The sequence below is a fragment of the Marivirga tractuosa DSM 4126 genome (assembly GCF_000183425.1).
Lineage (GTDB): Bacteria > Bacteroidota > Bacteroidia > Cytophagales > Cyclobacteriaceae > Marivirga > Marivirga tractuosa.
In genome coordinates this window covers 3,529,019-3,544,671 of record NC_014759.1, presented here as the reverse complement: position 1 = coordinate 3,544,671, position 15,653 = coordinate 3,529,019, and the positions used below count along the sequence as shown (strand labels likewise).

Below are 15,653 nucleotides of genomic sequence, written 5' to 3'. Positions count from 1 at the left end.
TCTCATTACTTAACTATAAATCTTTTTGTAATTGTTTTCCCTTCTGTTTCCAACATAAGGAGATAAACTCCATCAGGAAGTCGGTTATCCCCTATATTGAAAACATAATTCATCTGTTTTTTACCACTAAATCGATAATACTCAATACCGGTATTCACATCAATTATCTTTGAATGATGATCATATTCCTTATTCCCTTTCATTTCAATTCTGAAATCGCCATGATTAGGGTTTGGATAAATTGAAGTGGAAACATGAAGATCATTAGAGATATTTTTATTTGCTTCATCTGATAAACGTGCGGCTTCTTCTCTTGAAAGCACTGTTATAGTTTTAGACACATTAGCCTCACAAAAATCAAGTTTTGCTTTCATATTAAGCTCAAACTCTCCAGTTCTAGTAAAAATAACTTCCTGATATTCTTCAGTTTGAGATACTAAGTAAAAATCAGGATCATCAGGATTTATCCATCGAACTGAATCCGGTACTCTCCAACTTACATCAACTATAATAACAGTATCTTGAACTACCGCCTCAGTGGTTAATAAAAAGTCTGCTGTTAAAATATTATCATCCTTTGTTACCGTAAACTGGTGATTATCTTCACAACCTTCCTGATTGGTTACGGTCAGGTTATAATTTCCTTCAGCATCTATTGATACTTCTCTTTCTTTACTTGTAAAGCCATTATCAGCAGTCCAACTATAACTGTTCCATTCACCTGCATCAAGATTGGCTACACCACCTGTACATAGAAAAACTTCGGACGGTAAACCTTCTATTTCTTCCAAAGGCGGATCCTGAAGGTTAATTTCATAACTCACCGAACAACCTGTTGCATCCACAACATCAAATGTATGCGATCCTGCTAATAAGTCATCCCTTCTTGTGGCAGTAGTTCCATCTGCCCAAAGCACTTCAAAAGGTGGATTTCCACCATTAGGGACAACTTCTACCATACCTGAAGGCTCTCCATAACAAATAGGGTTAGCTGTGACTAAACTAGTTAGATAAATTGGAGTTCCGTCACCCAAAGAAATTAATTCCGTTAACTGACAATTATTATCATCCGTAATTGTAACCCTATAATTTCCTGCTGAAATACTTTCTATGAAGGCTCCTGTTTTTCCATTACTCCAACTCACAGAATATGGGGCAACACCTCCACTAATATCTAATTCAAGCCCTCCATCTGAGCCCTGATAGCAAGATGGAATAGTTTGAATAACTTCATTAATTCTAATTGGATTGAGATTAGGAATAATCACCTCAATACTCTCTGAGCAATTATTGGCATCCGTTACCAAAACATCATGAGTTCCTGCAGCAAGGTCATTTCTTATACTATCCGAAGCACCGTCTGTCCAGCTAATTTGGTAAGGCGAAACACCTCCTTCAATTGAAATTGAAGCAAATCCATCTGCACTACCAAAACAGCTAACTGAAGATGCGTTATAATCAAGTACTAATAAATCTGGTTCGCTTATTGAAAATTGTCTCTCAATTGTACAGTTTAGATCGTCCGATACCGTAACTTTATAGTTCCCTGCGGTTAAATTGAATCTATTCTTGATCCTTGGTCCATCATCCCAGTTAAAGTTATAATTTCCGTTACCACCAATCACATCAAAAGCAATTGATCCATTGAAACCATTTTTACAAAGCACATCGGTAATAGTTTCGTTAACAACTTGCAATGGATCTGGTGAGCCTACCTCAAATTCAAAAGATGTAACACATCCATAGGAATCCGTTACATTAGCTTCATAAAAACCTGCGGATACATTTCTTAATGTATTTCCAATCTGACCATTCGACCATTCTACTTTTGGGCTATTTGCATTTGAAATGCTTTTAATTCTGATACTACCATCATTTCCACCATTGCAAGAAACTGAAGAAATCTCATAATCAATGTTCACAGAATCTTTTGCTGGAACATTAATATTTTTGATAAGGCTACAATTATTATTGTCTGAAATAAAAACCTCGTAATTACCTGCCCCCAAGTCAAAGCGTCTTTTTAATGTAGAGCCATCTTCCCATTCTACATTATAAGGCGGTATCCCTCCCGAAATTGAGATTTCAACTTGACCATCAGCAGTAGTATAACAATTAGGCTTTTCCGTCAAATATTCAGCAGATAAGGTATCAGGTGCAGTAATTGTAATACGAGCTTGATCAGAACAAACAAAATTATCATATACAGTCACCGAATACTCACCACTTTCCAATCCGGAAATTGTTGAGGTGGTATCGCCTGTTGACCATTCATAAGAATAATTACCCTTACCACCTGAGGCAGTTATGGCTATACTCCCATCCATTGCATCAGTACATGATGGTGCATTTTTGGATATATTTGAAATATAAACAGGATTAACTTGACCTAAAGTAAGGGATTTCACTCGGCTACAATTTGTAGCATCAGTTACACGAACAGTATAAGTTCCTGGGCGTAAACCTTGGGCGATATTGCCTGTTTGCTGATCTTCATCATCCCATTCATATTGATATGGCGGAACACCATTTACAGCATTAACCTCTAAACTACCATCAGTACTTTCATTGCATGAAGCAGAAATTACAGAAACTTCCTGAATTCTTAAATCTGTATTACTACTGCTAATGTAATAAGAAACTGTATCCGTACTGCAACCTGCTGCATTAACAGCATAAACAGAATACAATCCTGATGAAAGATTTTCAGCTAAATGGTCATCAAGCAAGTCATTATGAGACCAATTGAAAGTATAATCACTTGAAAGACTATCCAATTGAATATATCCATTTGTCTCTCCACAAACTGCATTTCCTAAAGAATTTAATGAAAGCTGCAGCAATTCCTCTTTGTCCAAATAAATATCACCCGATGCAGTACATCCAATACTATCTGTTACAACAAAGCTGTAATTCCCAGAAGAGAGACCTGTTCTTATACTATCGTCTAATGGTGTGTCATCCCAAGTAATTGCATAGGGCGGAGTACCACCTGAAATGTTAAGATCAATTTCACCACCATTATCATTACAGCTTGCATTTGAATCAATTGGATTAACAGATAAAGGATTATTGATATCCTCTGTAAGTTCAATCCTTTTTGTAATAGGGCAATCATTTGCTGATACAGTTACAAAATAAATGCCTGACGGAATAGAATCTAAAGTTGAATTAGTATTCTCAAATTCCTTCCATTCGTAACTAGCATCATTTTCAGAAAGCAATTCAATCTCAATTCTACCATTTGCTAAACCACATTTAGGTCTGGTGGTGTGCACTGCTACTTCAGGTGCACCAATATTGCCGATTGAAAATTCATAATCCTTAGAGCATAGATTTGCATCTATTACACTTACCGTATAAATTTCACCTCCCCACAAACCTTCAGCATAATTTCCCTCAGTATTAGGAATAGAATCTGACCATGAGTAGGTATAAGGAGGAGTTCCTCCTGATACTGATAAGGTAACAGACCCATTTTGAGTATCACAATTCGCTGCAACTTCATCCGATATGCCAATATTGATCGGGTCAATGGCAGTTAACTTAACACTATCCTCAAAAATACAACCCATGGCATCTGTAACACTGAAAATATAGCTTCCCTCAGATAATCCTGTTAGTGAGTCCGTATCATGCAATAACTTGGATCCATCCTTAAACCATATTATTTCATAAGGAGGAATTCCTTCATTAGGTTGAATTAAAATGGAGCCATTGTCTTTACCACAAGTGGGGTTGGAAGAAGTTTGAACAGAAACGGTAAAATCATTCAATTCCTCCACCAAAAAGTCTTTAAAAATAGCTGAACAATTATTGGCATCTTCCACTAGAATATCATAATAACCTGATTTTAAAGATGTACTATCTAAAATATTCCCATTTTCCGTTTGCCATAATATTTCATAGGGCGCGGTGCCTCCCGTAATATTCATAGTCCCAATTCCATTGGCTTTATTGCAGGTTGGTTTTTCCACTAACTCCGGTTGTATTATTATCGAATCAGGTTCGTTAACAATAACCTCTAAAGTGTCAGCCAGACAGCTTGAATTTCTTCCGGTCAATTGATAAATACCTGCTTCAAGTCCTTCAAACACTACAGTATCTGCTTCTGAATCATCAATTGAAAACGTATCTTCATCATTCATCAGCTTAAAATTAAGCTTCTCAAAATTTGAAGTGACTCTAATTTCTCCATCTGATTTGCCAAAACAGCTCGCAGCTTGATTTGCTATAATTTGAAGATTTGGTTGCTCTGATTCCACAAAAAAGGAATCGGAAACCATACAATTATAAGGTGAGGACTTTAAAAAGAATACATTCCAGCCTGGTTCAAGCTTCTCCTTAATTCTAAATTCACTCTTTGATACTTCAAGCAATTCAAAATCAGCACTATTGTCACTGTTTATAGCATATAAAAATTGATCGCTAGTTGATAATCCTCCATTTATCTCTCCATTAAGAATAATCTCTTCATCAGATGAACAATTATATTCTGTATTAGAAAATATATCTACAACTAATGGTTCTGGTTGATCAATATCAATTTTATCAAACAATGGCGTTTTACATGCGGTAGTATCAGCTAAAGTAATTTTTATTTTATATCTGCCTGCTGAAAGATTATTTACATAACCTTGGTCATGACTTACTACACCATTTGGTCCATTAATTTCTATGGTAAAGTCATTGATGTTGTTCTTATCTCCATACGATGGGCTTAGGGTAAAATCTCCATTTTCTTCTCCAAAGCATTTTATATCAGTCTTCTCAAAACTCAGTGCCAAGGATGGGGTTTTAGGAATAATTTGGCTTGTATCTATTAAGCATACATTATTAAAGGAGCCATCGTAGTAATTATCATCTTTCAAATAAATATTGTAGGTGCTATCGCCTATTAAACCTGTGAAGGTCTTATGATAATATGTTTCTGTACTATCATCGCTATAAGTTATACTATCAGAAGGTGAGAAATCAATATTATTGAGTGAGAAAATATGAGGACTATCTCCACCTGTTGAAATGATTTTTAATTTTGCATCAGAAGAATTTGGGCATCTAGCAAGTACAGAATCAACTATTTTAAATTCTAAAGGATAATCTCTTTCTTCGATTGTGATTGGAATCATTTCTGAACATAATGAATCATCATAAGCAATCACCGTATAATCACCAGCAAACAAATTTTGAAAAGTATAGTTGCCAGATTCTACAGTTGAAACGCTATCAATAAGTGCGTTAGGCCCGTACAATGGTGGGACATTATTATCATAAAGTTCTAAAATATAACTCCCATCATCTGGGCGTCCACCACTGGCATTAACTGAAAGCGTTGCGGTTTCATCACCAGCACAGGGAGGGTAAGTTATAGTATCTTTAACTACGGTAAGTCTAGGACTTAATTCAGTTACAGTGATTTTATTACCAAGACCAGTATAGTATTCATCCTCAGATTCATATTCACAATTAAAAGCATCAAAAATAGTATAAAAATAAATACCTGAATCAGCCACAATTGATAATTCGTCTGTGATATCATTTAGAATCGAATCACCGTTTTGATCAAAAATATGAATATCGTATTCACCATTTGCAAAAGGAACTCCTCCCGAAGGAGTAATTGTAATGGAACCCGTGCTATCCCCGTAGCAAATAGGTTGGGTCAAATTTGTGTCAACACTTAATGGAGTTGGTTCGATTAAAACAGTAGAATCATCTATTGATGTTCTTAAATTTTCTGTAACTCCATCAATCTTGTATTTATCAGTAACTTCTATTTTGAAAGAATCTTGAAGTAAATTTGAGAAAACTATTGTATCCGTTTCAGAATAAACTGAATCTTTCCGTTCATATTGACCACCTTTGTAAACCTCTACTAAATGTGGATAGACACCACCTTGCGTTGTAACTCTTATTTCATCTGTTCCACCATTACATTTTATATTAAACGTATCATTCTCACTTGAGATATAATTGTTTAATAAGTAGGTGAAAATTAAAGAATCGGGTTGGGTAAGTGTGAAGGTTTCAGACCTTTTAAAACAATTCCTTGAGTCCCTTACCCCGATATAATATTCATTTGGATTACCATCATCATCTAATGCTTTTAAACTATCAAAGGAACCTTCATTATTGGTTGTTTTTGATTTTTGAAATTGACTATTCTTATACAGATAAAATATGTAATTAAATTCTCCTCCTTCAGCTTCAAAATCAATTTTACCATCGGCAACACCATATTCACTTATGTGATAATCAGTACCATCGGCACTAAATTTAGTATGAGGTGAAGCAGTCAATTCTAAAAGTTCATCTGGTTCATTAAGTGTGAATTCAAAATCTTCAAAAGAACATCCCTTTCCATCAGTACCTGATAATTTATAATCGCCTTCGTATAAATTTCTAATCACTAGTTCATTATCTGAATTCCGATACATTTGCACTGTATCCAGATCCGCTTCCTTAAACTTGGCTTCCCCAGATGGTTTTCTTTCAAGTTTTAGATCAAATGAACCTTGATTATGGTTCATAGGAAGTCTTACATCCATAGAACCAAATTTACATGGTATTCTCTTAGAAGAAGGAGGTGAGAAGGTGGGTCTAAATTTTTTAGTGAAGCTTATTGTAGTTTCAGATATAATAGTACAATAATCATCTTCTATGTATACTTTAAATGCATTTCCATTGACAATTGCACTTGAATCAACCAAGACTTTAAGCGTATCACCTTCTGCATCAAGACTAACAATTGAATCATCAATCTTATTATTAGTTTGACTGCAATGTCTGGCGTCAAGGCAACTATCATTTGCCTCAACTACATATATTTTAATACTATTATTCTCATCTATGTACCTATCATTGTCATATATAAATTCAAATATTCCATTAGAATTGTAACACTTGGGTTGGATTCTTTTCTGATAGGTAAATTGGAGTGGGTTTTCAGCAGGAGGCATAGTCTGATCTTGGATATCAATTTGCTCTGAGCACCCTAAAGTATCCTTCACTGTTATGCTCTCAACAACAGCACCTGTGGCCAAACCATTTATTGTCATTTTACTAAATAAATCATTTTGACCATCTTGATTATTGCTTATTTCCGCATCAGTTATTTCATAAGGTCCGCCATTTCCTCCATCAGCTTCAAAAGTAAAAGAACCAACTGAACCAACAGCACATTTAGGCCTAGTTAGAGTAGGTGTGTTATCAACAGTTATAAGTTCTGGAGCTGTTATACTAACAACATCAGACTCTATTACTTCACCATCTCTTATCTCCCAATTATCACAACGATTATATTTAACTTTCACTTTGTACTTACCTTCTGGCAAGTCTTCAAACACAACTTGTTTCTTATTCTTCTCATTGAGTAGAGTATCATAATCATCCCACGAACCATCGTTTTTCTTTTTCAATAAATAATCTAAATTACCTGAAAGGGCATCTTTAGCTTTAACAGTTATAGAAGCTGTATTATAGCCATAACAAAGAATATGAAAGCCATTAGTTTTTACTTTATTAGCTTTCGGTCCATCTTGGAATGTAATTGAGTGGGTCACAATATTTACATGATTACTTTCTAATACCGCATCAGTATCCCATTCACAACCAGACTCTTTTCCTTCTATATAGAAATTCCCTAATCCAACAGAAAAATTAACTGAATCGGAGACCCCATTTTTCTCAACTGGTTCATCTTCATCTACATCAAATAACCTATAATCGAAAGTAGCTGCAGGCTTATCTTCTCTTTGCATTTGAAAGCTAATGGTAGCTTTATCAGTAGAACAGGCTATGGTACTATCTGATGTATTAAGTATAATAGAATCAACTGGTGGTTCTTCAACTTCAATTTTTACTACATCAGCACATGGGAAATCACCATTTTCATTCCTATTCTCTGCTAATACTTGTGGCTCAATAGTCATGGAATAATTACCTGGTTCTAAAACCAAGTTGCTTTTTGTATTTTCTTCTTTTGTTGGATCATAAGCATCGATAAGTATACCATCATAAATAGTGAAAGTATTATCTTCACTTGTAAGTATTTGAAAAGTTTGATTAAAATCAGTGACTTGATTCATTAAATTTATAACAACAGAACTGATATCCCCTTCCAAAAACCTATATTCAAAGACTGCACTTTCACCTTTGCATTGTGACTGAGTTTCACTAACTAATTTAAGGTCTGGCCTTTTATAAAAATCAATTTCCTTTTCATAAGCATTAGTAATTGAATTACAGTCGCCATACCTACTTTGCTTTAAAAATTTGATCCTAGCATGTAAATCTTCGTAGGTAGGTGTAAATTCAAAAGGAATGGTATCTTTTGGTATCTTACTACTCCAATCTTTAAGGACTACTTCATCGCCATTTGAATCTACATATGAAAGCTTAGTTTCTATATCAAAATCACTATCAGGCATGTGCTCTATAACTGAAAAAGCTCCATCATCTGAACAAAGTAGCGACATACTTTCTCCTTGCCCATTAAAAGACAGTTTGCTTAAGTCTGGTGGTTGATTTGCATTACCGGTAAGTATTGGATAAAGGTAACCTTCTTCAACCACCATTTCTTCCCCTTTACAAAGTTCCTCTCCAATCCCTGAATCCCCAGGAGCTAAAGCATTGGTTGCTGTATAAGAAATCTTGTGGCAGTCAGCATTCACGTACCAAATAACATCAACAGAATGTAGATCTTTTCCAGATAACTCGCTCTCACTATTTGAACTAAATTCACCTCCTTCAATCGTCCAAGTATAGCGAAATTTACATTTCCCTAAGGGGGTGAATTCTGCTGTATAGGTCTCAGTAGTAAATGCACAAACTGAACTCCCCACTAAATTATCAGATGCCCCAGGATTACATTTATATGAATTACCAAAGGCAGTATTTGCTTGAAACACACTTAAAAAAGCAAATATGATTATATTCATCAACAGTATGTTCTTTAAGTCTATCATCTAAATAAAAATTAGTTTGATATTTTCTTTTACTCTATTCTTCCTGTCCAATTCCAATATTCCTTTAGCAGCATCTACTTCCTTTATAAAATTGAACTGATTTTCATTTTTATAATAAACCTTTACTTTATTTACTTTAGTGGATTTGGGAACTGCCCATAATATCTCATATGAATCCTCATTTTCAATTACTCTATATTCAAATTCCGTTTTGGAATTAAATAGCACTTTAAAAGGGAAAGCCTTGGAAACCCCTTCATTCCCCGCTTTATCAAGTGCAACTAATCTATACTTGTAATTCCCCTCAATTTCCACCACATCAATTATTTGACCTGTTGTATTTCCAAACTGATGAATTAGTTTATAAAGTGAGTTGCCTATTTTTCTGTAAAGCAAGTAGCTTTCAACATCCTCACTTGAACTATATATAATTTCAATTTTTACACTATCTTTTATCTTAGTAATACTGCTAATCTGAGGGGGTGAGGGAGGGACAATATCAGGTAATTCAACGGTAAATCTATCAGATAATTCAGACGCATTTCCATTGTCATCAAAAGCGACCAAATAATAGTATCGCTCATTATTTGTAAAAGATAGATTTTCAGCAAATACAGCAACCGTGTCAAGTTTACTTTCATCATATATCATTGCGGGCTCAGCATTTGGCCGCTGGCTTTTGTAAATCCTATATCCCGCTAAATCATTTTCGGAATTTGCATCCCAACTTAGACTAAGCAAACTGTCTTTTACAAAATATTCACTAAATGTCGGCTTTGAAGGCGGGATACTATCAATGTTTTGGAATAGAAAAGGGAGACTATAATTTATATGATCTCTTGCGGTTATGCCCACCCTATAATAATTTATTTCATCTGGTAGATGGTCTTTTAAAACAAAATCCCTTGGTAAACTATCTAATTGAACTAGTTGATAATTCCCTTCCGATTCCTGTGCTTTTTCTAAAAACACTTTTTCTATATATTCAGTATCTCCTTTTGCAGACCAAAAAATGTTATTCGATTTTTTATCAAAATTAATTGAATCGATCTGTGGGAGAGGTACGTCAATTGGTTTTAGTTTTTCTATCGAAAGTGTGTCAGATGGTGGGCTCAATTGTCCAAATGTATTTTTTCCTATTATTCGATAAAATGCTTTTCCTGAATACTTGGCTGTATCAATATATGTATTGAATAAATTACTTTTAGACGGCCCTGAATCAAGGTTTAAAGTAGGCAAGGAATTAACAGCTTTAAAATTTTTTCCATCAAAGGATCTTTGCACTATGTAGCTCGAAAAAATATTTCTGTAAGGCGCACTTAACCACTTTAGAACTATATTCCTGTCTTTTTGAGCTATTGATTCTGTAACTGGAGCAGGTAAAGTCGTGAAATCATTGGGGCCATAATAAATAGAAGCTGTGTCAGCTCTCAAAACTGAATCCGGAACATTGGCGAATACCCTATACAGGTAACGCTCATTTTCATTAACGTTAAAATCTTCATAATACAATCCTAAAAAACTAGCAACCTCTATTGATTGATCCGCAGCAAACAAAGCAAAAGAAAAGCGTGATTTAATTTCCTTTTGTTTGTTTACAATTGATATAATACCGTTCTGACTATCGCCTAATTTAAATCCTTCACCATAAACCGATTGGGCTGCAATTGCCGCATAATCATTGGCTTGAACAATATCCTCCCATAAATCCAATTTTTTGGGACTTAATCCTTCAATTAAAATATCTCTTCTTAAGGGTATGTCTAAAAGTTCTCCATCTCTCTGATAAAAATATTTTTCAACAGTATAGCCGTATTCATTTGCTAAAAGCCAAAATCTGGGATTGTTAGGCGCCCATCTTAGCAATATTTTTTGATTTAACGAATCGTAAGTTGCTGTAACCTCCACTTTTGGAAGATCTTGTGAAACAGCAGCCGTTGTCGAAAGCATTAAAATTAAGGTCGATATAATTAAAATATTTTTCATTCCTCTGAGCCGACTGAACTGTAAAAACTTAAATTAAAATTACTCTTACCAGCAATTCCTCCTGGCAGTATGTATTTGAATTGTGTAGGATATAAACCTTTGCGAATCAACGGGAAATGCGAATTTAAAAGGCGTTTGATTCTTTCTGTTCTAGTTCGTCCCCTATAATAAGATGAGGCCTTATTACGCAGTTCAGCATATTGTTTTTCCACATAATCCGGACTAAAATATTTGATGGCAAAATATTCAGCATTATTAAAGAATGATTGACCAAACTCACTTTCTTGATTTAACCTTACTTCAGTATTCTGTTGACTAATATAGAATGCAGTACTTGGTGGAACTCCGTAAGTTAAAGATTCCGAATTAGTGACCCTACCTGTAGGGAAATAAGGATAATTATCATAAAGTAAAGGTCCTAAATGATTTTCATACCAAACTGTATTTTCAAAATCTGCTTCAATAAAAATAAGTGGATCAAAATTAGTTCCACCAGCTATTTCGTATTTATCAAATTGTTCTTTACCACCAGTAATATCAAGTGATAATTGGTGCACACCATCTCTTAAAACTTCTCTTGAACCAGAAAGAGTATTATAATCATCTGAGAAAAATTTCTCCCTCAATGAATTATATTTACTTGTTCTGATATAAAAAGAATATATCTCCTCTTCTGACAGTGCTTCAATGCTACCTTCTGCCTCCATAGTTTGGATTTCAAGATCTATATCCTTTCCATCATTTGTTTTACTAATAGCACTTTTAACCTTATCGATATTACTGTCATAGGCTACATTTTCTTGACTTGGAACCCTTAATAATTGAAAGTGATATATTTTTTTATTCGATAATTCAGGTATGTTAAATCGCACCTCATGTGAATGATCGTTATAGGTAAAATCCGTCCTTATTGAATTTCCTCTCTCATCCGTAAAACTGGCCTTCAAATCCCATCTACCTTCTTTTTCAAATGGCCTAAGCAATCCAGGATCATTTAATTTTATGTATCCATAATCAGATTCCCCTTGATAAAAATTAACCATACCCTCTATAGGATATGAATACTCTACCATCTCCTTAGGTATATAGTCAGGTTGTAAACCTGTAGTAAATGAATATGCTAATGTTTCTGTAACTACTTGATTGTTTTCTTCAAGCTTTACCCAATTTCCATTTACCCTCTCTTCAAAATGGATTTTTATCTCTAAATCAAGATCCACCTCAGAAGGCAAAACTATTTTAGGATCTAATACAAAAACATTTTTATCATCATTAAATGTTATTTCAGCATCTATTTCAGAGGTTCCCTGGTTAAGTCTAAAATAATCTAGCTTAACTCTGTAAGCAATGGGGTTTCTTTCAAAATCCAATATTTCAAATTCCTTCTCAACAGGAATGTTAAATACTGCTTGAGGAGTAGTAAATACATCTATTTTATTAGTCTCATTTTTAGGCGTTAGTTCAGCAATTACTTTCATCTCCTCTAGGGGGCTTTCGCCAGAAGATTCCAACTTACATTCCTCTCCAATTTCAACATCGAAATCAAAACTGCCTTCAACTAAACCATCTAAAACACTAAATCTACCTGCCGCATCTCCCCGCATCCAAAATGGATTAGGGCCTTTAACTTGCATTAAGGCAGCCAATTCCCCATGAAATATCTCTACTTTTTTCTTTATGAATTTCAAATTGATATCCATTCCAATGGTAGCCAATAAGCCTATATATGCTTGGCCTTGAGCATACCATCCATTTATGCCAACAAGTCCAGCTTGACCGCTACAACTTGCATTGTACCGTGCCATATTGATGTCAAAACCAGCAGTTGCAGCAAATCTTCCATAAAACATCAAGTACTTTTTATCTCCAGTATCAATGGTGAAGCGCGTTCCAAATGCAAAGCCCTGTCCAGTACTTAATTGTGATAATTCCCTACTATTATTCCTAATCCTTTCATTATCTGCACGTTGTTCAGAGGTAAGAATATCCAATACTAATTGGGGTGGTGGTGGTATACCAGGAATATCATGGCCTATCATAAAATAACTCTCAGTTTGAGCCAGACTCAAAAATTCCAAGCCAATAGGATGATCAGGTTTACCAACATGTATGTACCAATAACTTTCCTCAAAATGAATAGTAGCCCTACCTGCCGACCCACCAGAATTAATGCCTTTAATTATCCCTCCAGCGGCATTGACATAGACATCAACAACTCCGTGGAATGTTTTATTCTTATTATCAAAAAGTAGATTTACATTTCCTCTTATAGAAGATCCTGGCACTGATATAATTCCTTCTTGATTTGAAACTTTTCTGGCCAATTCTGAAATTTCACCCAGATCAGTTGAAAATCCTTCTGTCATTATTTCAATACTACCATTAAATGCAATTTGGTTAATCCCCCCATTAGAATTAAAGGCAATTCCAAATTCAGCCCTACCGTTTGCTGCGGCTTCAGCGTTTTGTAGGCTGTATCTTACAGAAGCTTTCAAGCCCAAATGAAAACTTTCATCGGGAATATATATAATATCAGATGCAGATTTCCCTAAAGGAGAACCAATATTTTCATTTAATCCTTTTTGTCGCATATGGTAAAAAGCTCCGCCTCCAAGTCCATTAACAGCAAATGGAGCAATTACAGGAGCTCCATCAGGAAACTCTACCATAGCATCTACATACCAGTACCTAAACCCATCTACAGACCCAAACAAGCCTGTAGCCTCTACTACAATCCCAGCAAATTCTGCTTTGAGATCTCCTTTTATACCATCTCCATATGTATAGTCTCCCTCATAAAAATTCAAGGTTCCTTCAAATGAAAAACCACTCCTGGATACATTTACAGAAATAGTTGAAAATTCAAGTGATTCATAATCATAATAAACCTGCTTTTCTAAACGGTTTTGCTTCGCCCACACAGTAACTCCTGCGCCTGCCCCAAACCCACTATCATTGGCACGTACTAAATTAACAATGATTCCAGCATAAATTCCCACCCTTTCTCCTTCTGTTCTTAAAGCTATTTCTTCAATTCCAATCGGAAAACCACCAGCTTTATTCCCCTCTGCTTCAGGCTTAAATCCAAAATATTCCGCATCAAAATATGGAGCTTCCGTTTGTAATACTAAGGATTGGAATATCAAACCATTTAACTCAGCTCCTTCTTTACCCGAACTGGTGGTTGGTTTTACATCCATATTACCATGCAAAATTGCTCTAGGCTTAAATTTTCCATCAATCACACTTAGCTCAATCAATGAATTCGATCCAAGGTTTAAATCAGCCTTGAAAACATTGAATTTTGCAGTACTTTGTAGTCGGGCAATTAAATTATAATCACCATTGGCTGAAAAAGTGCCTGTATATAATAAGGGTTCTTCCGTTTCAAGGGAAGGAACTTGAATTTGCCCAGAAATTTCACCCCCTACAAATTCATTTTGAATAAAAGTTCCCGATAAGTTTTGGACTGATAATTTCCATGAATTGGCATCCCCCTCTTCCAATCCAATCAGTTCTCTCGCTCCAACAATACCAGTAAAACCAGTTTCATCAATGATTAGATTTTCAGCAAAAAAAGAAGTCCTGCGTGTTTGATTTTTTTTATTAAATTCTTGAGGCAAGGTGACTTCTAATTCTCTCAAGTAAAGTCCTCTCCACAAGGCCTGACCTTCACTTGTAAAATAAGGAGAATCATAATCTGGAGGAAAAATAATATTTCCAGCATTATCGAAATCTGAAAAATCTAGAATTGCATTGGTAACCTTAAAAGACCAGCCTTTCAATCCATTTACTTGAAATTTTGGCAATGTAATATTTGCCATAATATTATTCCAATCTGATACTCTTGTTGTGACTCGAGCAGTAAGTCTTTCATCAGAAATAGAACCATCTTCATTTTCTTTCAGTAATAAATCCTTTGAAAAAGTCAATGCAGCATCAATCGAAAGTTCGCGAAATCCATAGCAATCAAATTCTGCATAGGTAAAGCCTGGATTATTCGAATTTCCCCCGATTAATGTCAGTAGTATTTTTTGCTCTTGACTATTTTCGGAAAACGCAACATTATTATTGCCCAACAATTCCACTCTGCCGACACCCGTAATCCCACCATCAACAGAAAACTCAATGCCTCGCCCCATAAAACTCAATTCTTTTTCACTAGGCAGTTCAATCGTTAAATAAGCATCAATAAATGCCGAACCTTCATCAAGTATAACTTTGTGGAATATCAAGGTGTACTCTAGACCGGAAATTGTTTTCTTTATTCCAACAGGGAGCTGAAAAGATTGACTAATTGATAAATAATCTATAAACCTGCCCTCTTCCCGAACTTCTTTCGACAACCTTTGAGCCTCTTTAATATGATATTGTATTGAATCGGAATTCATCGATTCATTAAAAGACAAATCATCAAAATGCATAATATCATTAAATGAATTTTCCCCTAAAGAACCTGAATCATCAAAACTCCGATATTGCTGAAAACTTGAATATTTGACAGAATTAATTTTCCTATCAGGAATTAATATTGAATTATCAGACGTGATTCTTTTGCTGAACGAGAGACTGTTAGACTTGGGCTTTATCCTCTGAAATAAACGAGCATCACCGCTGCTATAAAGTGTAAAATAGGGTAATAGTAATAATAAGAGAATTGTAAAAAAGCGCAATAACTACGGGTTTTGATTGAAACAAAAG

3 protein-coding genes are annotated in these 15,653 nt (G+C 34.9%); all 3 read right to left on the bottom strand.

Annotated elements, in window-relative coordinates:
- Nucleotides 1–5: 5 nt before the first annotated feature.
- Genes FTRAC_RS14970 through FTRAC_RS14960 form a run of 3 tightly spaced genes read right to left on the bottom strand, consistent with a single transcriptional unit; the run spans nt 6 to nt 15,625 of the window.
- Nucleotides 6–8,966 carry a T9SS type A sorting domain-containing protein gene (locus tag FTRAC_RS14970; RefSeq protein WP_013455115.1) on the bottom strand — a complete coding sequence of 2,987 codons (8,961 nt, stop codon included), beginning with the start codon at nt 8,964–8,966 and terminating at the stop codon, nt 6–8.
- The gene (locus FTRAC_RS14965; protein ID WP_013455114.1) at nt 8,967–10,952 is read right to left on the bottom strand and encodes a fibronectin type III domain-containing protein; all 1,986 of its coding nucleotides are present in this window, start codon (nt 10,950–10,952) and stop codon (nt 8,967–8,969) included. It lies immediately after the preceding gene.
- Nucleotides 10,949–15,625, bottom strand: a complete 4,677-nt coding sequence (locus tag FTRAC_RS14960; RefSeq protein ID WP_013455113.1) for a hypothetical protein — start codon at nt 15,623–15,625, stop codon at nt 10,949–10,951. The genes FTRAC_RS14965 and FTRAC_RS14960 overlap by 4 nt, the downstream gene beginning before the upstream one ends.
- Nucleotides 15,626–15,653: the final 28 nt, after the last annotated feature.